Annotated in this window: 20 protein-coding genes; all 20 read right to left on the reverse strand. The window is 34.0% G+C overall.

Features of this window, described 5'->3' with window-relative positions:
- Positions 1–161: 161 nt before the first annotated feature.
- On the reverse strand, positions 162–1,400 hold the full coding sequence (locus tag B7R65_RS02595; RefSeq protein ID WP_088041183.1) for a M16 family metallopeptidase: 1,239 nt from the start codon (positions 1,398–1,400) through the stop codon (positions 162–164).
- Between the two features lie 98 nt (positions 1,401–1,498).
- Positions 1,499–2,488 (reverse strand): polysaccharide deacetylase family protein, encoded by a 990-nt coding sequence (locus B7R65_RS02600; RefSeq protein ID WP_256941127.1) that lies wholly within the window; start codon positions 2,486–2,488, stop codon positions 1,499–1,501.
- A gap of 279 nt (positions 2,489–2,767) precedes the next feature.
- Positions 2,768–4,882, reverse strand: a complete 2,115-nt coding sequence (gene pnp / locus B7R65_RS02605; RefSeq protein ID WP_088041184.1) for a polyribonucleotide nucleotidyltransferase — start codon at positions 4,880–4,882, stop codon at positions 2,768–2,770.
- 237 nt (positions 4,883–5,119) lie between these two features.
- A complete protein-coding gene (gene rpsO, locus B7R65_RS02610; protein WP_087998503.1) occupies positions 5,120–5,389 on the reverse strand; it encodes a 30S ribosomal protein S15 in 270 nt (89 codons plus the stop codon).
- Between the two features lie 134 nt (positions 5,390–5,523).
- Positions 5,524–6,468 (reverse strand): bifunctional riboflavin kinase/FAD synthetase, encoded by a 945-nt coding sequence (ribF, locus tag B7R65_RS02615; RefSeq protein WP_088041185.1) that lies wholly within the window; start codon positions 6,466–6,468, stop codon positions 5,524–5,526.
- Positions 6,469–6,540: 72 nt separating this feature from the next.
- Positions 6,541–7,452, reverse strand: coding sequence for a tRNA pseudouridine(55) synthase TruB (gene truB / locus B7R65_RS02620; RefSeq protein ID WP_088041186.1), 912 nt, complete (start codon positions 7,450–7,452; stop codon positions 6,541–6,543).
- 84 nt (positions 7,453–7,536) lie between these two features.
- Positions 7,537–7,884: a 30S ribosome-binding factor RbfA gene (gene rbfA, locus B7R65_RS02625; protein ID WP_088041187.1), complete on the reverse strand. Its 348-nt coding sequence runs from the start codon at positions 7,882–7,884 to the stop codon at positions 7,537–7,539.
- A gap of 258 nt (positions 7,885–8,142) precedes the next feature.
- On the reverse strand, positions 8,143–10,323 hold the full coding sequence (gene infB / locus B7R65_RS02630; RefSeq protein ID WP_088041188.1) for a translation initiation factor IF-2: 2,181 nt from the start codon (positions 10,321–10,323) through the stop codon (positions 8,143–8,145).
- A gap of 23 nt (positions 10,324–10,346) precedes the next feature.
- Entirely contained in the window at positions 10,347–10,646 is a 300-nt protein-coding gene (locus B7R65_RS02635) for a YlxQ family RNA-binding protein (RefSeq protein ID WP_088041189.1), read from the reverse strand.
- A complete protein-coding gene (rnpM, locus tag B7R65_RS02640; protein ID WP_088041190.1) occupies positions 10,643–10,912 on the reverse strand; it encodes an RNase P modulator RnpM in 270 nt (89 codons plus the stop codon). Before rnpM ends, B7R65_RS02635 begins: the two co-directional genes overlap by 4 nt.
- 8 nt (positions 10,913–10,920) lie before the next feature.
- Entirely contained in the window at positions 10,921–12,042 is a 1,122-nt protein-coding gene (gene nusA, locus B7R65_RS02645) for a transcription termination factor NusA (RefSeq protein ID WP_088041191.1), read from the reverse strand.
- Positions 12,043–12,058: 16 nt separating this feature from the next.
- Positions 12,059–12,532, reverse strand: a complete 474-nt coding sequence (gene rimP / locus B7R65_RS02650) for a ribosome maturation factor RimP (protein WP_088041192.1) — start codon at positions 12,530–12,532, stop codon at positions 12,059–12,061.
- 244 nt (positions 12,533–12,776) lie between these two features.
- Entirely contained in the window at positions 12,777–17,084 is a 4,308-nt protein-coding gene (locus tag B7R65_RS02655) for a PolC-type DNA polymerase III (protein ID WP_088041293.1), read from the reverse strand.
- Between the two features lie 81 nt (positions 17,085–17,165).
- A complete protein-coding gene (locus B7R65_RS02660) occupies positions 17,166–18,863 on the reverse strand; it encodes a proline--tRNA ligase (protein ID WP_088041193.1) in 1,698 nt (565 codons plus the stop codon).
- A 24-nt stretch (positions 18,864–18,887) separates the two neighbouring features.
- Positions 18,888–20,144, reverse strand: coding sequence for an RIP metalloprotease RseP (gene rseP, locus B7R65_RS02665; protein ID WP_088041194.1), 1,257 nt, complete (start codon positions 20,142–20,144; stop codon positions 18,888–18,890).
- A gap of 13 nt (positions 20,145–20,157) precedes the next feature.
- Positions 20,158–21,309 (reverse strand): 1-deoxy-D-xylulose-5-phosphate reductoisomerase, encoded by a 1,152-nt coding sequence (gene dxr / locus B7R65_RS02670; protein ID WP_088041195.1) that lies wholly within the window; start codon positions 21,307–21,309, stop codon positions 20,158–20,160.
- A 33-nt stretch (positions 21,310–21,342) separates the two neighbouring features.
- On the reverse strand, positions 21,343–22,131 hold the full coding sequence (locus B7R65_RS02675) for a phosphatidate cytidylyltransferase (protein ID WP_088041196.1): 789 nt from the start codon (positions 22,129–22,131) through the stop codon (positions 21,343–21,345).
- 17 nt (positions 22,132–22,148) lie between these two features.
- Positions 22,149–22,928 (reverse strand): undecaprenyl pyrophosphate synthase, encoded by a 780-nt coding sequence (locus B7R65_RS02680; RefSeq protein ID WP_088041197.1) that lies wholly within the window; start codon positions 22,926–22,928, stop codon positions 22,149–22,151.
- Positions 22,929–23,121: 193 nt separating this feature from the next.
- A complete protein-coding gene (frr, locus tag B7R65_RS02685; RefSeq protein ID WP_088041198.1) occupies positions 23,122–23,679 on the reverse strand; it encodes a ribosome recycling factor in 558 nt (185 codons plus the stop codon).
- A gap of 2 nt (positions 23,680–23,681) precedes the next feature.
- On the reverse strand, positions 23,682–24,404 hold the full coding sequence (gene pyrH / locus B7R65_RS02690) for a UMP kinase (RefSeq protein WP_088041199.1): 723 nt from the start codon (positions 24,402–24,404) through the stop codon (positions 23,682–23,684).
- Positions 24,405–24,428: the final 24 nt, after the last annotated feature.

A 24,428-nucleotide genomic window follows, 5' to 3' on the forward strand; every position in this document is an offset into this window, starting at 1 on the left:
TCACTATGGTAAATGGAAAATTAATATCTATAAGCAGGACTACCGCCTAACATCTTTCTCCTAAATATCTTATGAATTATCTATTGCATTGGTGAAAGTTCTTTATTAAAAATAAAAAAGAGGAAACCTCAACTTCTATTGAAGGTTCCTCTTTGTTTAAATTATTTGATGTTTGACGGGATTACTCCATCAGGGCTTACTAATGATACAGCATAATCATCTGTAAATACGAAACGTGCAATATCATTTACATTTTTCATGGATACACCATCAATTAATTGAATGATATCGTCTAACGTACGATGTTCTCCGAGCATTAATTCATTTTTTCCATTTCTGCTCATTCGACTATTTGTACTTTCTAACCCTAGCATTAAATTACCTTTAAGTTGTTCTTTGCAATTCTTTAGTTCTTTTTCTGTAATGCCATCTACTTTTAATGTATTCAAAGTATCTTGGATTGTTTCAAATAATTGATTTACTTGGTTTTTACCAGTACCGGCGTAAATGGCTACCATACCGCTGTCTTGGTATGCTGAATGATAGGAGAACACTGAGTATGCGAGACCTTTTTGCTCGCGTACATCCTGGAATAGACGGCTACTCATACTGCCACCAAGTATATTGTTTAACGTAATCAAAGAATATAAATCATCATGTCCTAATTCAAGTCCTCGATAACCTACACAAAGATGAGCTTGTTCCGTTTCTTTTTTACGAGCAATATTTCCAAAGTGTAGCGTAGGAATACCAAAGCTAATTTCTTTCTTTTTCCCTTCATAGCTTCCAAATAATTGCTCTACTCTTTGAATGAATTTATCATCTATATTTCCTGCAATCGAAACGACTACTTGATCAGGCGTATAAAAATCATTCATATACTGACGTAATGTTTCGCTATTAAACGTTTTTAACGTATCTTCCGTTCCCAATATTGGATATCCTAGCGGATGCTTTTCATACATTATATTACTTAGTAAGTCATGTACTAAATCATCTGGAGTATCATCATACATTTTTATTTCTTCAAGTACTACATTTTTTTCTTTTTCTAATTCACCTTCATCAAATAGTGAATTAAAGAACATGTCGCCTAAAACATCTAATGCATAGTCTGCATGTGTGTCTAATACTTTCGCATAATAGCATGTGTATTCTTTTGATGTAAATGCATTTACTTGACCACCAATTGAATCAAAGCTTTCTGCAATTTCTTTTGCATTACGTGTTTTTGTACCCTTGAAAAACATATGCTCAAGAAAATGTGATACACCATTTAATTCGGGTGTTTCATTACTTGAACCTGTTTTTATCCAAACACCAATCGCTACTGAGCGAACTGTTGGAATATTTTCTAAAACAATTCTTACACCATTTTTACAAGTATGTCTAACAATCATGTACTGCCTCCTATGTATGAACCATCTTTTTACAATTGTAATAAGATTGAAAAATTTACTTTATTTTACAATCATCTTAACAAAGGTGAAATCAATTGTCATTTGTTTTCAACTTTTTTAATTGTATCGTACCTTTTTTCGTCTAATAAGGTTGAAATGTTAACGACCTTACGACCAGATGCTTCTATCTTAGTTAGTAGTTCATCAAGTGCTTCTGAAGTAGGTGCTGTCGGATGCATTAGTACAATTGTCCCGTTTTCCACTTTTTTCATTACTCGATTAATTATTACTTCTTTAGGAGGTTTTTGCCAATCAATTGTATCAGCAGTCCACATAATTGTACTTAATCCTAAATTTGAAACGATTTTTATTACCTCATCTCGAAAACTACCGCTAGGAGGTGCGAACCATTCTACTTTTTTATCAGTTGTTGCTAATATGATAGAGTTTGTTTTTTGGATTTCATTGCTTATCGCATCTGTACCGAGTCTTGCCATATCTGGATGTGTATAAGAATGATTGCCAATTTCTTGATTTGCTGCTGAAATTAACTGAGCAACTGTTGGATTATTTTTCACCCATCTACCTTCTAAAAAGAAAGTCGCTTGCGCATTATGTTTCTTTAATACCTCAAGCATACGTGGAATATATTCATTCCCCCATGCAACGTTGATCGTAAATGCTACCATCGGTTTATCAGGGTTCCCTTTATAAACAGGTGATGGTTGTAAATCTTTTAAATGAACCTTAGGAGAGACTTCCTTAAAAACAAGTTTTTTTTCATTAAACTTCCCTTGTTTTTTCATTTTCTTATATGAACTTTCAATATCTACATTTAACCCATTGTATCCAGGGATTGCTTTCCACACCTTATCAATATAAGCATCTTTAGGAGCTATTTCATATGAAGTGGCTTTCATTTTAATTTCTTCATATAATGGGTCAGTTTTACCAGATGCTACTGAAGTAGACTCAGTAATACCTGATATAAAACGATTAGTGTATTGATTATTAACGACGAATACAGCGATTATTAATGCCATCAATAAAGCAATGGTTTTTAATTGATTTCTACGATTATGACTCATTTTCCGGACACCCTCCTACTAGAGGAATATGATTTTTTAAATCTAAATAGAACAAGCTTTCTACAAAATATTAACACATTGCAAATCTATAGAAGTTTAATGATAAAGTTAGTTTAACCAAAAAAAAGCCAGGCAATCATAGGAATTTTCCTATTTATACCTGACTTTTTTATTTAATACGATGTTTAGTTACGTTGCATAGCTTCTTTTAAGTAACAAACAAATTCTACGTTTACAATAAAATGTAAATGAATATGCTTGTTGGAGCTAATCGAAATATTATTGTTGTTCAGCTTTTTCTTTTTGCTCTTTTAATACTGCTTTGCGGGATAAGTTTACTCGTCCTTGCTTATCGATTTCTGTTACCTTTACAAGGAATTCATCGCCAATTGCGATTACATCTTCAACTTTTCCTACACGCTCTTCAGCAAGCTCAGAAATGTGAACTAAACCATCTTTACCTGCAAAAATTTCAACAAATGCTCCGAATTTCTCAATTCGTTTTACTTTACCCATATATAATTGTCCAACTTCGACTTCGCGAACAAGATCTTCAATAATTTGTTTTGCACGATCATTCATTGGTTGATTAACAGATGAAATGAATACTGTTCCATCTTGTTCGATATCAATTTTCACGCCAGTTTCTTCAATGATTTTATTAATTTGTTTTCCACCAGGTCCAATAACATCTTTAATTTTATCTGGTTTTATTGTCATCATTAAGATTTTAGGTGCAAATTCAGATAAATCTTTTCTTGGCTCACTAATTGTAGCAATCATAGATTCAAGAATTTGCATACGTCCTATTTTTGCTTGTTCTAATGCTTCTTTTAGAATTTCTCTTGATAAACCTTCAATTTTAATATCCATTTGAAGAGCTGTAACACCTTTAGCTGTACCAGCAACTTTAAAATCCATATCTCCTAAATGATCTTCCATTCCTTGAATGTCAGTTAAAACTGAATAATGTTCACCAGATTTAATTAGACCCATCGCAATACCTGCTACAGGTGATTTAATCGGTACACCAGCATCCATCATTGCTAAAGTACTAGCACAGATACTTGCTTGTGATGTAGAACCATTTGATTCAAGAACCTCAGATACTAGACGGATTGTATAAGGGAAATCTTTTTGATCAGGAAGACTTGGCTCAAGAGCTTTTTCACCTAAAGCACCATGTCCAATTTCACGACGTCCTGGTCCACGAATTGGTCCAGTTTCCCCGACACTAAATAACGGGAAATTATAGTGATGCATGAAACGTTTTGATTCTTCAATTCCTAATCCATCAAGAATCTGTACATCACCTAGTGCTCCTAAAGTACAGATACTTAAGGCTTGAGTTTGTCCTCGTGTAAATAGTCCAGAACCATGTGTACGTGGTAATAGTCCTACCTGTGAAGATAAAGGACGTATTTCATCTAATTTTCTTCCATCAGGACGCACTTTTTCTACTGTAATTAAACGACGAACTTCTTCTTTTACAAGTTTAGAAAGAATTTCTTTTACTTGTCCAATTGTTTGTTCATCTGCTTCATTTTCTTCAAACTGAGCAATTACACGATTTTTCACTTCTGTAATTGCTTCTTCACGTGCATGCTTTTCATGTACTTGAATTGCTGAATTTAATTCTGTTTCACAATAGTCACGAACTTGTTTTTCTATATCTGAATCTAATTGATGTAGTTTAACTTCAGTTTTTTCTTTTCCTACTTTAGCAACAATTTCTTCTTGGAAAGCAATTAATTTTTTAATTTCTTCATGTCCAAACATAATTGCTTCTAACATCACATCTTCAGGCACTTCATTAGCACTAGCTTCTACCATGTTTATAGCATCTTTTGTCCCTGCTACAGTTAAGTTAATGTCACTGTTTTCTGCTTGTTCAACAGATGGATTAATAATAAATTCACCATTAATACGACCTATTACAGCTCCAGCTATTGGTCCATTAAAAGGAATATCTGATACCGAAAGGGCTAATGAACTACCGAACATTGCTGCCATTTCTGAAGAATAGTTTTGGTCAACACTCATTACCATGCTGATTACTTGTACTTCATTACGGAATCCATCAGCAAATAGTGGACGAATTGGACGGTCAATTAAACGACTTGCTAAAATTGCCTTTTCACTTGGTCTTCCTTCACGTTTAATAAAACCACCAGGAATCTTACCTACTGCATATAAACGCTCTTCATAGTTTACAGTTAATGGGAAAAAGCTAAGATTTTTTGGTTCTTTTGATGCTGTTACAGTTGATAGTACGACTGTATCACCATATCTAACTAATACTGCTCCATTCGCTTGCTTTGCTAGTTGACCTACTTCGACTGTAAGTGTTTTCCCTGCAAGCTCTGTGGAAAAAACGTGCTTTTGTTGTTCCATATGGTATAAATACCCCTCTCTAAATTACAATTCATTGTTTTGAATGAGAAATTATGTAAAAAATCATTATATTGTCTATTATCTCCCATGTTTAGTAAAGAAATCAACCAACGTGAAGAGATTAAAAAAATTTATTAATAGTAAAATTCGATTGACCTTATTAAAAGTAACCATATGTATAAGAAAAAGCGGGAAGAATCCCGCTTTTTTCTAGTAGTATACAATTGATACTCGAAATTAACGACGTAAACCTAATTTAGTAATTAATTCACGGTAACGAGTAATATCTTTGTTACGTAAGTAGTTAAGTAAGTTACGACGCTTACCAACCATTTTTAATAAACCACGACGAGAGTGGTGATCTTTTTTGTGAGTACGTAAGTGCCCATTTAAAGAGTTAATGTTTTCTGTTAAAACTGCGATTTGAACTTCTGGAGAACCAGTATCGTTCGCATGAGTTTTGTAAGTGCTGATAATTTCGTTTTTACGTTCTTGAGTTAATGCCATGTTTTTTCACCTCATATAATTATTGTTGAACACCTATCACCTAGCAGTCGTCGGTGAATCGATTAGCCAAGCAACGGTTTTTCAAATACGTTGTTAAGTGTACTATGTTTTAGTAATAAAAGCAAGTACTCTACTTAGTTAGCTCCAAAATAACTCTTTACCGTTTCGCGGTCTTTTTGAAGTTGTTCAATTAATTCGTTAATCCCATTAAATTTCTTTTCATCACGAATTCTAGTAAACCAAAAAATATCAACTTCATTTCCATAAATATTTTCATCAAAATCAAAGATATTTACTTCGATGGTTTGTTTTTGGAATTCATGATAAAAAGTTGGTTTATAACCGATATTACACATTCCATCGTAAACTTCACCATTTACAATACATTTTACAGCATAAACACCAACTGATGGTAATGCATAAGGAACCGATACAGATATGTTAGCAGTAGGGAAGCCAATCGTTCTGCCACGCTTATCACCATCTACAACTGTGCCTTTTATTTGATAAGGACGGCCAAGCAAATGAGTTGCTTCATCCATCTCTCCTGCCTTAATTGCTTCGCGTATGCGCGATGAACTTACTTTCTCATCATCTAGATCAAATTTAGAAACTGTAGTTTGTGTAAACTCTTTTCTAGAGTGGAAAGGTAACGATTCCATCGTTCCTTTTCCGTATTTACCGAATGAAAAATCAAAGCCAGCTACAACATGTTTCACATTTAAAGCGATAATATATTGATCGACAAATTCTTGTGGTAAGAGATTTGCAAACTCCTCTGTAAATTGAACAATAAATAATTGATCTACTCCAAGTTTTTCCATCCACTTCACTTTTAGTTCCAAAGGCGTCAAATAGGAAATTGTTTCATCACGATTTCCAAGAATAGCAGATGGATGCGGATCAAATGTCATAACCGATAATAATAATCCTTTATCATCCGCAATTTCTTTTGCAGTTTTAATGACTTGTTGGTGGCCTTTATGTACACCATCAAAAAAGCCAAGTGCTAAGACCGTTTCTTTGCAATCTACTTTTTGTATTGAATGAGGATGGGTGATTTTTATTATTTTTGTCATCTTTATCACCTTTTCTATAATCAAGTCTCTTTTCCCATTATAGAACAATGGATAAAAATTATATAGTTTTTTCTATTGGTTATGAAACACTCTAGTTGGTTTGATGACATGATTATTTTTCGGATTTGGAGTATACATCGCAATGATTCGATTATTTTCGTTATACACAGCAATAAATTCGCCTTCTTTACAATTCATATGATTTGGAAAGAAACTGCCATTAAATACTTTTGCTTCATCCTCTGCACTAACAGTTAATCGAGGATATTCATTAAGTGCTTGTTCCATTGAAAGCATCACCTGATTTATATTTCCTTGTTCAAGTTTTTCTTCTAACTCCTCAAAAGTGACACAATCACTAATTGAAAATGAACCAGCTTTCGTTCTTGTTAAATAAGACATATGAGCTGGAAAACCTAACATTTCACCCATTTGAACTGCTAACGTTCGAATATATGTACCCTTACTACAGAATACTTCAAATCTAAAGGAAATTGTTTCACCTTCGAACGTTTCTCGATCATCAAGTAAATTTATTTCATAAATTGTTACGGTTCTTGTTGGACGCTCTACTTCAATTCCAGCTCTTGCATATTCGTATAGCTTTTTCCCATTCACCTTAACAGCCGAGTACATTGGTGGCGTCTGGCTAATCTCACCTGTTAGTTGGCTTAATACATTTAATATTTCATCACGAGAAATAATTCGTTCAACTTTTTTTTGTTCAATTACCTCACCATGAGCATCTTCAGTTGTTGTAGAAAAGCCTAAAGTTATTTCTCCAACATATTTTTTCCGATCATCTGTTAAGTAAGGTATTAACTTTGTAGCCTCACCAACACATATTGGTAAAACACCGGTAACTTCTGGATCAAGCGTGCCTGTATGGCCAACCTTTTTCGTTTTAAGGATTTTTCTAATCTTAAAAACACAATCATGAGATGTGAGTCCAGTCGGTTTGTTTAATGCTATTACACCATTCATGTTTATCACCTTATTAATCATAATTTTATCAATTGCAGAAAAATGGATAGACGAAAAATCGCCTATCCATTTCATTATCAGTTATTAATTATTTTCTTTATTAATTTGAGTTAGTAAAGATTCGATTCGATTACCATAATCTACTGATTCATCAAATTCAAAAATTAATTCTGGCGTTTTACGTAAACGAATTCGCTGACCAATTTCTGAACGAATAAATCCTTTTGCTTTAGCTAATCCAATTAATGTCTTTTGACGTTGTTCATCGTCACCTAATACTGAAATATAGACTTTAGCTTGTTGTAGGTCACCCGTAACTTGAACATCAGTTACAGTCACGAAGCCAATTCTTGGATCTTTAATCTTTCTACCTATAATTTCACCAAGTTCTTTCTTCATTTGTTCCCCTACACGGTGTGCTCTAACCTTCATACTTTCACCTCTATCTTACAAAGCAAAACATTTCGTGCTTCCATACGATTAGTTTAACTAATTGTACAAATATTATTTATTATACTGTAACAATTTGACTGTTAGAATTGTCCAGTATATTTGCAAATGAACTGTCTAGTTCCAAAAGCTAGCTCTTCGGTAATATTCCAACAACTTTCGAAGTGGAAAACCGCCACTTCTTCAAGTAGTCGGAGATATTCCCTTCAGAGCTGAACAAGCTTTTTCCACTTTTCGTTATTATCGTTTAATTTCTTCCATTACGTAGGCTTCGATAATGTCGCCTTCTTTAATGTCGTTATATTTTTCGATTGTGATACCACATTCGTAGTTTGTTGCAACTTCTTTCACATCGTCTTTGAATCGTTTAAGTGTGTCTAGTTGACCTTCAAATACTACGATTCCGTTACGGATTAAGCGAACTCCGCTGTCACGAGAAATTTTACCGTCAATTACATAACATCCTGCAATTGTACCAACTTTTGATACTTTGAATACTTGACGAACTTCTGCTTGACCGATCACTTTTTCTTCAAATTCAGGGTCTAACATACCTTTCATCGCAGCTTCAATTTCTTCAATTGCTTTGTAAATAATACGGTGTAAACGAATATCTACATTTTCAAGGTCAGCTGTACGTTTTGCATTTACATCAGGACGTACGTTGAAACCAATGATAATCGCATTTGAAGCAGATGCTAAAATTACGTCTGATTCTGAAATTGCTCCAGCACCAGTGTGGATAATCTTAACTTTCACACCTTCAACTTCAATTTTTTGAAGTGAAGCAGCCATTGCTTCTACTGAACCTTGTACGTCTGCTTTTACAATGATATTAATATCCTTTACATTACCTTCTTGAATTTGAGCAAATAAGTCTTCAAGAGATAATTTTGAGCTTTCGCTACGTTGTAGAACCACAGCTTTAGAAGCACGTGCTTCCCCGACTTGACGAGCACGTTTTTCATCAGAGAATACCATAAAGCGATCTCCAGCTTGAGGAACCTCATTTAATCCTGTAATCTCAACAGGCATTGAAGGACCAGCTTCTTTAATACGGCGACCTAGATCATTCACCATCGCACGTACGCGACCAAATGAAGTACCTACTACAATTGGATCTCCAACTTTTAATGTACCGTTTTGTACTAAAAGTGTTGCTACAGAACCTTTACCTTTATCTAACTCAGCTTCAATAACTGTACCAAGTGCATGACGTGAAGGATTTGCTTTGTACTCTTCCACTTCACTTACAAGTAAGATCATTTCAAGTAATTGATCTACACCATCACCATTTAATGCTGAAATTGGAACAAAAATTGTGTCTCCTCCCCATGCTTCAGAAACTAAACCATACTCAGTTAATTCCTGCATTACACGGTCTGGATTTGCAGCTTCTTTATCCATTTTATTCACAGCAATAATGATTGGTACTTCTGCCGCTTTAGCATGATTAATTGCTTCTACAGTTTGTGGCATTACACCATCATCAGCTGCAACAACAATAATTGTAATATCAGTAACTTGAGCTCCACGTGCACGCATTGTTGTAAATGCAGCATGTCCTGGTGTATCTAAGAAAGTAATTTTCTTTCCTTCAATATCAACTTGGTACGCACCAATATGTTGAGTGATCCCACCAGCTTCACCAGCTGTTACTTTTGAGTTACGAATGTAATCAAGTAAAGTTGTTTTACCATGGTCAACGTGACCCATAATTGTTACAACTGGAGGACGTTCTATTAATTGTGCCTCATCATCAGCTTCATCAATAAAGTTCTCGAAATCATTTTCATCAACAATTACTTCTTCCTCAACTTCAACACCATAATCACTCGCAAGTAATTCGATAGTGTCTTTATCAAGATCTTGGTTAATAGTTGCCATGATTCCAAGCATAAATAATTTTTTAATTAATTCAGATGGTTCTTTACCTAATTTTTTTGCAAGCTCTGATACTTTCATTGAGCCTGAAAAGATAATTTTATTTGATGTGTTCTCAGTTGAGTTGTTTTTATGATTCATATTTTGGTTGCCTTTCTTATTCCCATTCGTTTGTCGATCTTCAACTTGACTGCTTTGCTTTAGGCTATCAGTCTTTTTCTTTTTATTACTATTCTTTTTTGACTTTACTTTTGTTTCTTCTTCTAGTTGGTAGTCTACTTCAAAATCAAGCTCATCACTTGTTTCTACATTAAATGCAGGAATTACCTTAATAGAAGGTTTTGATGATGATTTTTGGGGTTGTTTTACCTCAATAGGTTTAGGTTGAAAGCTTATATTTAACTTTTCAACTATTTCTTCTGCAATTGTGGCCATATGATTTTTCACTTCTATTTTTAAATCCTTGAGTCTTTCAATAATTTCTTTACTTGAAACATTTTGCTTTTTAGCATACTCATAAATTCTCATTTTCGTCATACGTTCACCCCCAGATTAGTCCATTAATTTAATAATGTCTGAAGTTTTGTTGCAAATCCTTTATCAGTAATTGCAACGACCACGCGAGCTTCTTTCCCAATCGCGTGCCCTAAATCATATCGATTATCAACAAAACAAAGTGGTGTCTTATAAAAAGTTGTCTTATCTTTTATTTTTTTTGCTGTTAAATCAGAAGCATCTTTTGATAAAATGACTAATTTGGCTCTATTTTGCTGAACCTCTTTCACAACTAACTCCTCGCCTGAAACCACTTTACGAGCTCTAGCTGCAAGTCCTAACAGAGATAATCCTTTATCAATCATGCTTTTTCCTTCTCAATAAATGCTAAAAGTTCATCATATAAACTAGAATCGATTTTAGCATTTAATTGTTGTTCTAATGTATTTTTTTGCTGAGCAAGTTTAACTACTTCAGCTGACTTTGTTAAGTATGCACCACGACCTGATTTTTTACCAGTCGGGTCGATGGATACTTCACCTTCTTTAGAACGAACAATACGTATTAATTCTTTTTTTGGTTTCATTTCTTGTGTAACTACACACTTACGTAATGGAATTTTTCGATTCATGAGTTGGCTCACTCCTCATTAAAGTCTTCAGCGTAAGCATCAAAATCATCATTAGTAGCATTGACTTGAATCGCAGATTTATAATCAATACCTAATTTATCCGCGTCAGATTGGGATTTAATATCAATTTTCCAACCAGTTAAACGTGCAGCTAAACGTGCATTTTGACCTCTCTTACCAATAGCAAGTGAAAGCTGGTGATCTGGTACAACTACAGTTGTTGCTTTCTCTTCTTCGTTAACAAGAACTCGAATAACTTGAGAAGGACTTAAACCATTTGCAACAAACTCAACAGGATCAGAAGACCAACGAACGATGTCAATTTTCTCACCTTTTAATTCGTTTACAATTGTTTGAACACGTTGTCCTTTTTGACCAACACAAGCACCTACTGGATCTAAGTCAGGATTACTTGTATAAACAGAAATTTTAGAACGATCTCCTGCTTCACGAGCAACAGAACGAATTTCAACAATACCATCATAAATTTCAGGTACTTCTGTTTCAAATAAGCGCTTTAATAATCCAGGATGAGTACGTGAAACAAATATTTGAGGTCCTTTAGAGGTTTTCTCAACCTTCGTAACAAATACTTTTATGCGATCATGAATTTTGTATTTCTCTGTAGGGATTTGCTCCGTAACAGGAAGAACTGCTTCTATTTTACCTAAATTAACATAAATAGCACGCGAATCGATACGTTGAACTGTACCAGTCATCATATCCTCTTGACGATCAATGTATTCCGAGTAGATTACACCACGTTCTGCTTCACGAACTCTTTGTGTTACTACTTGTTTAGCAGTTGTCGCTGCAACTCGACCAAAATCTTTTGGCGTTACTTCTAATTCAATCACGTCACCAACAATATAGTTTGGATTATGTTTACGTGCTTCATCAACAGTAATTTCTAAACGAGTATCAAACACATTACTTACTACTTCTTTTCTTGCAAAAACACGAATTGACCCATTATGTAGGTTAAAATCAACTCTAACGTTTTGTGCTTGATTGAAATTACGTTTGTATGCTGAAATTAAAGCTGCTTCAATCGCTTCAATCACGACATCCTTACTAATTCCCTTTTCTTTTTCAATTATTTCCAATGCTGTTAATAACTCCGAACTCATTAAAAGTACCCCCTACTTAGAAAAACGTAACAGCAAGTCTTGCACTTGCAATTTTTTGTGTTGGAATTGTAATAATTTTTTTTCTTGTTTTAATAGTTAATTCTAGTTGAACTTCTTCAGAAGAATAAGCTAATAATTTACCTTCAAACTTTTTCTCATCTTGAATCGGTTCATATGTTTTGATATTAACTTGCTTGCCAATTGCTTTTAAGAAATCTTGTTCTTTCTTTAATGGTCGCTCTGCACCTGGAGAGGACACATCTAAAAAGTACAGATTTTCAATCGGATCTTTTTCATCTAAGATTTCACTAAGTCTTTCACTAACTGCAGCACATTGCTCCAAATCAATTCCAGCCTCATTATCTATAAATACTCGAAGGAACCAGTCTTTTCCTTCTTTTACGTATTCGACGTCAACTAATTCTAATCCTAGTTCTTCAATTATTGGTTGTGCTAATTCTGTTACAACCTCTGTGACCTTCTTACTCAAGAAGAATCCTCCTTCCAAACATTAAAAGATGAAAATACCCTGCCATTTAGCAGGGAAATTATCTTTAGTATTTCCAATTTGCATAATTATTGTATGGTAAATTCATTAACAACAATAATTACGAAAGAGATGAATCGGGTCATTTGGGTAATAAGAAAGAGCAGGTTGCCCCTGCTCTCAAAAAAATTCCCGCGCTAAATACATCTGTACTAACTATACCATAATTCCCAAGTTTTGCAAACCGTTAAAAGCCATCGAATAATGACAATTGATTCTGATCAGGTAAATTTTGTAAACAGCCTTGTTTATCAAGATATTCAAGAACTGTTTTAGAGATTTTACTTCTTTGTTGTAAATCTTCCTTTGATAAGAATTCGCCTTCTTCTCTAGCAAGAACAATATTTTTTGCAGCATTTGTACCTAAACCTGGAATTGAATTAAATGGTGGAATTAATTTATTACCATTTACTAAAAACTCATCTGCACTAGATCGATATAAATCTATTCGTTCGAAAGAAAATCCTCTTTCACACATTTCTAATGCTAATTCTAATACTGTCATTAAACTTCTTTCTTTTACTGAAGCATCTAAACCTTTAATTGCTACTTCATCTATTTTAACTTTAATTGCAGTTGGACCTGCAACCATAGCTTCAATATCGAAATCTTCCGCACGAACTGTAAAATAAGCAGCATAGTACAAAATTGGATGATGTACTTTAAAGTAGGCAATACGAACAGCCATCAATACGTAAGCAGCAGCATGTGCTTTTGGGAACATATACTTAATTTTTTTACAAGAATCGATATACCAAGCTGGAACTTTGTTATTTCTCATTTCCTCTTCCCACTCTGGTGGTACACCCTTACCTTTACGTACAGACTCCATTATTTTAAATGCTAATGAAGGTTCTAATCCTTGATAAATTAAATACACCATAATGTCATCACGACAACCAATTACTTCAGAAAGTGAGCACGTACCGCTGTTTATTAATTCTGACGCATTGCCTAGCCATACATCCGTACCGTGTGAGAGTCCTGAAATCTGAACCAACTCTGAAAATGTTGAAGGTTTTGTATCTTCAAGCATTTGTCGAACAAATTTAGTACCAAACTCAGGAATACCATACGTACCAGTTTTACAACCGATTTGATCTTCTGATACACCAAGAGGTTCTGGGCCAGCAAATATTTTCATTACTTCAGGATCATCAGTCGGAATCGTTTTCGGATCAATCCCACTTAAATCTTGAAGCATACGAATAACTGTTGGATCATCGTGTCCTAGAATATCTAGCTTTAATAAATTATCATGAATCGAGTGGAAGTCAAAATGTGTCGTTTTCCATTCTGATTTTACATCATCCGCTGGGAATTGGATTGGTGAAAAATCATAAATATCCATGTAATCTGGAACTACGATAATACCACCTGGATGTTGTCCAGTCGTTCTTTTTACGCCTGTACATCCCATCGCCAATCGATCAAACTCCGCTCCGCGTAACATTAAATTATGATCATTTGCATAACCTCGAACATATCCATATGCAGTTTTATCTGCAACTGTACCAATTGTTCCCGCTCGATATACATAATCCTCACCAAAAAGTACCTTTGTATAGTTATGAGCAGTAGGCTGATATTCTCCACTAAAGTTCAAATCGATATCGGGTACCTTATCACCTTTAAATCCAAGGAAGGTTTCAAACGGAATATCATGACCATCTTTTTTATATGACGTACCACATTCAGGACAATCTTTATTTGGCAAATCAAACCCTGAACCAACTGAACCATCATTGAAAAACTCCGAATGCTTACAATTCGGACATACATAATGAGGTGGCAGTGGATTTACCTCTGTAATTTCCGTCATCGTTGCAACTAAGGAGGAACCTACTGATCCACGTGAACCTACTAGATAGCCATCATCCAATGATTTCTTCACTAATTTATGAGAAATTAAATAAATAACTGCGAATCCATGACCAATAATACTTTTTAATTCTTTTTCAAGTCTTGCTTCAACAATCTCAGGTAAATCTTCACCATAAATCGAACGGGCCATACTGTAGCTCATCTCACGAACTTCATCCTCTGCCCCTTCAATTTTAGGAGTATATAAGTCATCTTTAATTGGTTTAATATCTTCTATTAAACTAGAAATTTTCTTCGTGTTCGTTACAACAATTTCTTTTGCTTTCTCTTCACCTAAAAATGCAAATGCTTTAAGCATTTCATCAGTTGTTCTAAAGTGAACATCCGGTAATCTATGTCGATTCAGTGGATTTGCTCCACCTTGTGATCCAACTAATATTTTACGGTAAATTTGATCTTCTTTTTGTAGATGATGAACATTACCGGTTCCAACCACAATTTTTTCGACTTTTTCTGCCATTTTAATGAGTTTCGAAATAACTTCTCTTAAATGTTGCTCATTTCGAACGATTTCTAGTTCAACTAAATGTAAAAGTACTTCTGGAGGCATAACTTCAATATAATCATAGAATTCCATTAATTTTTCTGCTTCTTCTGGGGATTTCTGAACACTTGCTTCAAAAACCTCTCCTTTATCACACGCAGAACCTACTAATAAACCTTCTCGATGCTTCATCAGTAACGATTTAGGAACTCTCGGTACTCGGTGATGATAATGAATATGAGAAAACGAAACGATTTTAAATAAATTTTTAAGACCAGTTTCATTTGTTGCCAATAAAGTAGCATGAGATGGTCTTGCTCGCTTATACGCATCTCCTTTACCCATATTGTTATTTAATTCATCATGGTAGTTCATTCCTTGCTCTGAAGCATCTTTAAGCATTTTTATCATTAAAAAACCAGTCGCCTCAGCATCATAAATCGCCCTATGGTGTTGCGTTAAATTGATATCGAACTTTTTACAAAGAGTGTTAAGTCGATAATTCTTAAAATCCGGATATAAGTTACGTGCTAGTTCTAGCGTATCAATAACGCCATTCTCGGTTATTCCGATTTCATATTTTTTAAAGCCCATTTGAATGAAGCCCATATCAAAGGACGCATTGTGAGCAACTAATATGCCATCCTCCATCCATTCTTTGAACTCGCGTAATACGATATCTATATTTGGAGCATCTTTAACCATTTCATCTGTAATCCCAGTTAGTTCAATTGTCGTTGCTGACAATGGATGATGTGGATTAGCGAAACGTTCGAATCGATCAATAATTTCTCCATTACGAATCTTTACACCTGCTAATTCGATGATCGTATCATAAACAGCAGATAAACCTGTTGTTTCAACGTCAAATACAACATAAGTTGCATCATCTAACGATACATGGGAAGGATTGTAAGCTGTTGGTACGCCATCATTTACAAGATTTATTTCCACCCCATAAAGAATTTTGACGCCATGCTTCTTTCCTGCACTAAATGCATCAGGGAATGCTTGTACTACGGCATGGTCGGTAATTGCAATTGCTTCATGTCCGAATTTTCCAGCTTGTTTTACAAGATCACTTGCTGAACAAACTGAGTCCATTGAACTCATATGTGTATGAGCATGTAATTCAATTCTTCGTTCTCCTTCAGGTGCCTCATCTTTACGTTCATCTGGAGTTATTTCATTTATATCATTTGCGATCATTACAAGATCACGTACAAATGTATCGTTTTGAATAGATCCTCTAACTTTTACCCACATTCCTTTTTTAATTTTATTTAACATTGGAATGTCTTCTTTATCACGAGAGAACATTTTAACTAGGATTGAGCTTGTATAATCAGTTATTTTAAATGTAATTAACACACGACCACTTTTTAGTTCGCGGATTTCAGAATCGAATACAAACCCTTGCAGAATTACACGTTTTTCTTCTTCAATTATCGAGGAAATTGTATTGATCTCGTTTTCTTTAATATAATAACCTACAACTATTGGGCCTTGTGGTTCTTCTCCATCAGCTTCTTCGGCTTCTCTCTTATCTAATTCAACTAGAACTTCCATTGCTCTTTGACGATCTTCTTCTGCTTTTTTCTCTAGAAATTCAGCTTTTTCTTCTACATTATCATTTATTTTATTTTCAAAGAAAAGTTTAGGAAAACCAACGTTTTGATATAGTTCTTGAAGCTGGGGAACATATCTCGTAGTAAATGCATTTTCTTCAATCAAACTATTTAAATCAATCATAACTTTATTTTTATCAACAGATGGAATAGTACCTTCAATATGTTGTAAAATTGGAGATTTTGATTCAATCGATTGAATCATATATGACCAATAATCAATTACTTTTTGTTCCTCTACATTCGCATTTTCAGTTTTTATCACTACAGACACATCAGCTATATGCTTAAAAGTTCTTAATAAACTTGTTATAAAAACTTGGAACGTTGAAAAAGGAAGTACATTTTCAACTTTAAATGTAAATTGCCACTTTCTTTCACTTTTATTAACTTCGAGATTTACAATTTCACCATTATTAAAATACATCTCTCGCATTTCTAATGGAAATTGAAGTTGATCCAATAAAAGTTGAAAACGTTCTTGTCGAGTTTGTCCCATTTTTTCACCAGCCTTTCGAAATTGCAACGGAATGTTCAACACATAATAGAAAGTACCCCTAAAAGAGGTACTTTCTATTTTTTATTTTAACATATTTATTTCATTAATTAAGTTAGCAATTTCTACTTCTTTACTAACTTTTCCATCTCTAGTTTTCAATTCTACGATTCCTTCTGGAGCTCGCTTACCTATAGTTACACGAACTGGAATACCAAATAAGTCAGCGTCAGCAAATTTTACGCCTACTCGCTCGTTACGATCATCAAGTAATACATCTTGTCCATTTTCTTTCAGCATTTTATAAATATCATCTGCTAATTGAACTTGATCATCACTCTTTGTGTTTACTGTAATCACATGCACATCAAAAGGAGCTAAGTTTTTTGGCCACAGTATACCTTTTTCGTCATTATATTGTTCAACTATTGCTGCTAAAGTACGAGAAACGCCGATTCCATAGCATCCCATAATAATTGGATTAGATTTACCGTTTTCATCTAAGAAAGTTGCATTCATCGACTCAGAATATTTTGTGCCTAGTTTAAATACATGGCCAACTTCTATTCCTTTGGCAAAGGCAATTATTCCTTTTCCATCTGGTGATAAGTCACCTTCTTGAATAAATCGTAAATCTGCAAAATCCTTAACTGTATAATCACGATTTACTGTTACATTTATATAATGGTATCCTTCTTCGTTTGCTCCACAACATCCATTAACAATACCTTGTATTGCATTATCTGCTAAAACAAGTAGATCAGATTTTACTCCGATCGGACCTAATGAACCAATCTCGCAATTCATTAATTCTTTTACTTCTTCCTTTGTAGCAAGTTCTACTGACAATGCGCCTAAGTAATTCTTCAATTTAATATCATTTATTTCATGATCTCCACGTGCAAGAACAAGAACAAATTTTTCATCCGCTTTAAAAATGATCGACTTAATGCTTTTTTCAATAGGTAAGTTTAAGTAATCAATTACCTCATCAATCGTTTTTTGATTTGGTGTCGATACCTTTTGAATATCTTCCATCATTTCATCTGTTTGTTCATTAACAGTAACAACTGGAGCCATTTCGATATTTGCAGCATAATCTGACTCTGTTGAAAATGCAATCGTATCTTCTCCAATGTCTGATAACACCATAAATTCATGTGTATCTTTCCCACCCATTGCACCTGAATCAGCAACAACAGCTCTAAAGTTTAATCCGCATCGAGCAAATACATTGCTATATGCTTTAAACAAGCGATCATATACTTCATCTAAACTCTCAGAAGATGCATGGAATGAATAAGCATCCTTCATTAAAAATTCACGTCCACGCAACAATCCAAATCGTGGACGTTTTTCGTCTCTGAATTTTGATTGAATTTGATATAGTGTAATAGGTAATTTTTTATATGATTTTAACTCGTCACGGACAATTGATGTTACAACTTCTTCATGTGTAGCACCAAGTGCAAAACCACGTCCATGTCGATCGCGCAATCGCATTAATTCTGGACCAAAATTATCCCATCTACCAGACTCTTCCCATAATTCTTGAGCTTGAAGTGCAGGCATTAACATTTCCATAGCGCCAGCATTATTCATCTCTTCACGAACGATATTCGCGACTTTCTGTAGTACTTTATTCCCTAATGGTAGAAAGCTATATATTCCAGACGCATTTTGTCTAATAAATCCTGCTCTTAATAATAGTTGATGACTTCTAATATCTGCATCAGATGGTACCTCTCTAAGAGTAGGGCTATACACTATACTTTGTTTCAAAAGGATTCACCTCAAATTTCATTCTTATAAAAATAATCTTTTAATATCGTTCCATGTAACTATAATCATTAATAACATTAGTAAAGCAAAGCCAATAAAGTGCACAACGCCTTCTTTTTGACGATCAATTGGTCTTCCACGTAATGCTTCTACAGCAAAGAACGTTAATCTTCCACCATCTAATGCTGGTAATGGAAGTAAGTTCATAATTCCTAAGTTGATACTTAAAAATGCTGCCCATTTCATTAAGTAGAAAATACCAGATTGAGCTGCTTGATCTGTAACTTGATAAATTCCTACTGGACCTGAAAGATTATTTATCGAGAATTTCCCTGTTACAAGTTGCCCAACTGCAAGAACAATTTCTTTTGTCCACCCAACTGTTTCTGTTACACCATATTTAATTGAAGCAAAAACATTCTTTTCAACCGGTGCATATACACCAATTAATCCGTTCACTTTATTATCGATTTTTTCAGCTTTTGGCGTGATAGGTAAATTGATCACTTTATTATCTCGTTTCACTTCAAATAACAATTCTTTACCTGGACTTTCTCTTACTACTTTTACAACTTCAGCCCATTTAGTAACTTCTTTGTTATCAATTGAAAGTACAATATCACCCATTTTAAGTCCTGCAGTTGAAGCTGCTCCATTTGGTAGTAACTTACCAATTTTGGCATCATCTACAGGAGTACCTTGTAATATTCCTAATAGAATAAATATAATTAACGCCAAAATAAAATTCATCATTGGACCAGCAAAAATTGCAATTGCTCGTTTACCAACTGATTTACTATTAAACTGGCGATTATAAGGTGCAATTTGATGGCCTTGACCTTCACTATATACAAACGCTTTTTCGTTAACAATAAACGTTGTAGGTTCTTCAGTTCCCTCTTCAATACCGATTATTTCCAACTTATGTTCTAAATCAAGTGAATCTACTTCTACAAAACGAAGATCTTGAAAACGATCAAATTGATCAACAACAATCTTTGTCACTTCACCGATATTGTTAAATTGTAATCCAATATGTGATCCAGGCTTAACTTGTACCATTTCTGGGTCTTCGCCTGCATAACGAACATATCCACCCAATGGTAGTAATCTAATTGTATAAGTCGTTTCATTTCGATAAAAAGAAAATACTTTAGGACCAAATCCAATTGCAAATTCTCTACATAATATGCCTGCTCGCTTTGCAAAGTATAAATGTCCTAATTCATGGAAGAATACTAGAACTCCAAAGATCACAATAAACGCAATGACTGTATTCATATTATTACCACCCTTACTTTATTTGTGATGAAACGAATTGTCTTGTTTGGACATCAATTGCTCGAATTTCTTCTAATGAAGGCTTGCTTATTACATTGTGTTTTTCGAGAGCATCTTCAATTAAATTTTCGATTTGTAAGAATGATATTTTATTTTGAAGGAAGGCACTAACGGCTTCCTCATTTGCAGCATTTAAAACGGTAGGAAGACTTCCACCAATTTTCCCTGCATGAAATGCAAATTCTAAACATTTAAATCTGTTAAAATCCATTTTTTCAAAGTGGAGCTTTCCAAATTTAATCAAATCAAGTGAATTATGATTTTTAACTGGTTTTCGAGATGGATAGTTTAGCGCATAGGCTATTGGTACTCTCATATCTGGTGTACCAAGTTGTGCCATAACACTTCCATCTTGAAATTCAACCATAGAATGAATTACACTTTCACGATGAAGTAGAACTTGAATCTTTTCATAAGGCATATTAAATAACCAATGCGCTTCAATTACTTCTAATCCTTTATTCATCATTGTCGCTGAATCAATCGTAATTTTAGCTCCCATTGACCAGTTTGGATGATTCAGAGCATCCGCTACTGTAACATTTTCTAACTGATCTCTAGTTTTATCTCTAAAACTCCCACCTGAAGCTGTAATAATTAATTTATGTATTTCTTTTGTATTTTCTCCGTTCAAACACTGAAAGATAGCTGAATGCTCACTATCAACCGGTAAAATTGAAACACCATACTTTTCTGCTTCAGCCATTACGATATGACCAGCAGTAACTAATGTTTCTTTATTTGCTAATGCAATTGTTTTCTTATTTTGGATTGCTTTCATTGTTGGAACTAGACCTACACTTCCAACGACTGCATTTACTAATATCGTACTATCTTGGTGAACTGCTACTTCAATTAGTCCTTCTTCACCATATAAAATTTTAGTAGCTGAAGGAATATCTAATTTTTTAAGTTTTTCAGCTTCTTCTTTGCTTGCCACTGAAACTAGTTTTGGTTGAAATTCTAAAATTATTTTGTATAATTCTTCAATATTTTTACCGGCAGAACATGCTACTAGTTCAAAATCATTAGATTGATTTCTAATAATATCAAGAGTCTGTATGCCTATTGAACCAGTTGCTCCAAGTAAGCTGATTTTCTTCATTTGGTATGTCTCCTTAACTACTTAAAACTAACCCTAAATTACATATAGTAAATAAACGATTGGCAATGTAAAAATGATACTATCAAATCTGTCTAAAATACCACCATGACCAGGTAATAATTGACCCGAATCTTTTACTCCGTAATATCTTTTATATGCAGATTGTACAAGATCTCCTAATTGACCAAAAATTGATACTAGTATAGCTACTAATATTAAATAGAATATCGAATAATCTAAAGTTAACACAATCGATAAAATAATCGCAACTACAATGGCACATATAATTCCCCCAATAGAACCTTCAATCGTTTTGTTTGGGCTAATATCTGGCCAAAGTTTAGTTTTACCTGTTGCTTTTCCAATAAAATAAGCGCCAGAATCAGTTGCCCAGATAACAAATAATGGGAAGAAAAAGTATGAAAGACCCATATTTCTTATTTCATACATATAATGGAATCCTAAGCCTACATATAAACTAGATAGGATTACAAATGAAGCATCTTCAAAAGTAAATGTATTCTTTGTAATTACTGTATATGATAAAAGTAATAGGATTAGCACGATCGAAATTTCAGTTTTCCCAATTAGTTCTGGAAAAATCAGATCCGATAGCTCAGTTGGAGTAATTGCTACCCATGTTAATATCAATCCAAGTACACATTGTGCACTATTTAGATTAAATTTCTTCATGCGCATTAATTCAAAATAACCAATTGATCCTAAAGCAAAAACTAGTAAACCAAATGGCCATTTTCCGAAATAAACTAACCCTAAAAATAATGCTCCAGCTATAACTCCTGTTATAATACGCTGTTTCAATTTCGTTCACCACTTTCTTAAATACCGCCATATCTTCTTGCTCGATTTTGATATTCTTTTACTGCTTCGATTAACGATTCTTCAGTAAAATCAGGCCATAATACATCTGTAAAATATAATTCCGAATAAGCAATCTGCCATAACATAAAATTACTAATTCGGAGTTCCCCACTCGTACGAATTAACAAATCGGGATCTTTTAAATCACTTGTCATTAAATAGTCATTAAACAATTGATCATTAATATCTTCATGATTTAATTTTTTATTTAATACATCTGTAGAAATATTTTTAACTGCAGAAATAATTTCATCTCTCGATCCGTAATTTAAGGCAAAGTTTAAAATCATCCCTGTATTATTCTTTGTTTCTTCTACTGCTTTTAATACTGCATCTATTGTATAACTTGGAAGTTGTTCTTTATTTCCTGTCAGTCTCACTTGAACATTTTCTTCAATTAATTCAGGTAAAAACGTTCCTAAAAATTCTTGTGGAAGTTTCATTAAAAATTCCACTTCAGTTTTAGGTCTTTTCCAATTTTCAGTAGAAAATGCATATAAAGTTAGGGTTTTAACACCTAAATGACTCGCAGTTCTAGCGATCGTACGAACAACCTTCATTCCCTCATAATGGCCTTTAATCCTCGGTAGATTTCTTTTTTGTGCCCATCGACCGTTTCCATCCATAATGATTGCAATATGTTCTGGTATTACTCCATTCTCACCAATTACTTGTGAATTTGGAGGTACACTCTTCTCTCGCTTTTTTCTTTTCAAGAAAGAAAATAATTTAAACATCTTTAATCCTCCGTTTAAGTACATCTAATTACAATATTGAGTAAAAAAACCCCCTTAAACAGAGGGTCTTTTTACTCAAAGCGCTTAGTCAATTTAATTATATGATATAAAAGAAAATATTTAATACCATTAATACGAATAATTTAGGAACAATTACTAAGCGCTATAGTAAGATATACCTTGCAAAGCAGTATTAAACTTCCATTATCTCTTTTTCTTTATCTTTAGTGATTCCATCGATTTTTTCGATATGAGAATCAGTTTGTTTTTGAATATCCTCTACAAGACCACGTAGTTCGTCTTCAGTAATATCGCCATTTTTCTCAGCTTTTTTAAGATCGTCATTTGCATCACGACGAATATTACGTACTGCAACTTTTGCATCTTCAGCTGATTTTTTGACTACTTTAACTAAATCACGACGACGCTCTTCAGTTAAAGGTGGGAATGCGATTCTGATAACTGTTCCATCATTAGATGGATTTAAACCTAAATCAGCTTTTTGGATTGCTTTATCCATTTCAGAAATCATTGTTTTATCGTAAGGTGTAATTAATAATAATCTAGCTTCAGGTACTGATATATTAGCCATTTGGTTTAATGGCGTTGGAGCACCATAATATTCAACTGAAACTTTATCTAAAATAGCTGGATTCGCGCGACCCGCACGAACAGTTGCTAACTCTCTTGAAAATGCAGAAACTGCTTTAGTCATTTTTTCTTTTGCTAAAGAGATGATTTGATTTGACATCGTTATTTCCCCTTTACTATAGTTCCGATATTTTCGCCTAATACGGCACGTTTAATATTTCCTTCTTCCATAATTGAGAATACAATTAAAGGAATGTCATTGTCCATACATAATGAAGATGCAGTTGAATCCATAACACCTAAGCCTTCTTTAAGGACATCTAAATATGTAAGAGTTTCGTATTTAACTGCATTTTTATCGATTGATGGGTCTGCAGTGTATACTCCATCTACATTATTTTTCGCCATTAAAATAACATCTGCCTCAATCTCTGCAGCACGTAACGCAGCTGTCGTATCTGTTGAGAAGTACGGATTTCCAGTACCAGCAGCGAAAATAACTACGCGTTTCTTTTCTAAATGACGAATTGCTTTACGGCGAATATATGGTTCTGCAACTTGACGCATTTCGATAGATGATTGAACACGAGATTGAACACCTAATGTCTCAAGGCTATCTTGAAGTGCTAATGAGTTCATGACAGTACCTAACATACCCATATAATCTGCTGTAGCTCTATCCATGCCCATCTCACTACCAGTTTTCCCACGCCAAATGTTACCTGCACCAACTACGACAGCAACTTCAACATCAAGTTCTGCAATTTCTTTTACCTGTTCAGCAATTGATTTAATAACTGAAGGATTAATACCAAATCCTTGACCTCCAGCTAAAGCTTCTCCACTAAGCTTTAATACTACGCGATTATACTTTGCATTACTCATAATTACCTCCATATGCGTACTTAC

The sequence above is a fragment of the Bacillus sp. EAC genome (assembly GCF_002156875.1).
Lineage (GTDB): Bacteria > Bacillota > Bacilli > Bacillales > Bacillaceae_G > Gottfriedia.

Coding starts and splice junctions, on each gene's coding strand:
- frr (WP_088041198.1), bottom strand. CDS start 23,679: ATGTCAAATCAAATCATCTCTTTAGCAAAAGAAAAAATGACTAAAGCA.
- rnpM (WP_088041190.1), bottom strand. CDS start 10,912: ATGAATCGAAAAATTCCATTACGTAAGTGTGTAGTTACACAAGAAATG.
- pnp (WP_088041184.1), bottom strand. CDS start 4,882: ATGGAACAACAAAAGCACGTTTTTTCCACAGAGCTTGCAGGGAAAACA.
- pyrH (WP_088041199.1), bottom strand. CDS start 24,404: ATGAGTAATGCAAAGTATAATCGCGTAGTATTAAAGCTTAGTGGAGAA.
- nusA (WP_088041191.1), bottom strand. CDS start 12,042: ATGAGTTCGGAGTTATTAACAGCATTGGAAATAATTGAAAAAGAAAAG.
- dxr (WP_088041195.1), bottom strand. CDS start 21,309: ATGAAGAAAATCAGCTTACTTGGAGCAACTGGTTCAATAGGCATACAG.
- B7R65_RS02680 (WP_088041197.1), bottom strand. CDS start 22,928: ATGTTTAAATTATTTTCTTTCTTGAAAAGAAAAAAGCGAGAGAAGAGT.
- truB (WP_088041186.1), bottom strand. CDS start 7,452: ATGAATGGTGTAATAGCATTAAACAAACCGACTGGACTCACATCTCAT.
- rbfA (WP_088041187.1), bottom strand. CDS start 7,884: ATGAAGGTTAGAGCACACCGTGTAGGGGAACAAATGAAGAAAGAACTT.
- rseP (WP_088041194.1), bottom strand. CDS start 20,144: ATGAATACAGTCATTGCGTTTATTGTGATCTTTGGAGTTCTAGTATTC.
- infB (WP_088041188.1), bottom strand. CDS start 10,323: ATGACGAAAATGAGAATTTATGAGTATGCTAAAAAGCAAAATGTTTCA.
- B7R65_RS02595 (WP_088041183.1), bottom strand. CDS start 1,400: ATGATTGTTAGACATACTTGTAAAAATGGTGTAAGAATTGTTTTAGAA.
- ribF (WP_088041185.1), bottom strand. CDS start 6,468: ATGACAAAAATAATAAAAATCACCCATCCTCATTCAATACAAAAAGTA.
- rpsO (WP_087998503.1), bottom strand. CDS start 5,389: ATGGCATTAACTCAAGAACGTAAAAACGAAATTATCAGCACTTACAAA.
- B7R65_RS02655 (WP_088041293.1), bottom strand. CDS start 17,084: ATGGGACAAACTCGACAAGAACGTTTTCAACTTTTATTGGATCAACTT.
- B7R65_RS02600 (WP_256941127.1), bottom strand. CDS start 2,488: ATGAGTCATAATCGTAGAAATCAATTAAAAACCATTGCTTTATTGATG.
- B7R65_RS02635 (WP_088041189.1), bottom strand. CDS start 10,646: ATGATTGATAAAGGATTATCTCTGTTAGGACTTGCAGCTAGAGCTCGT.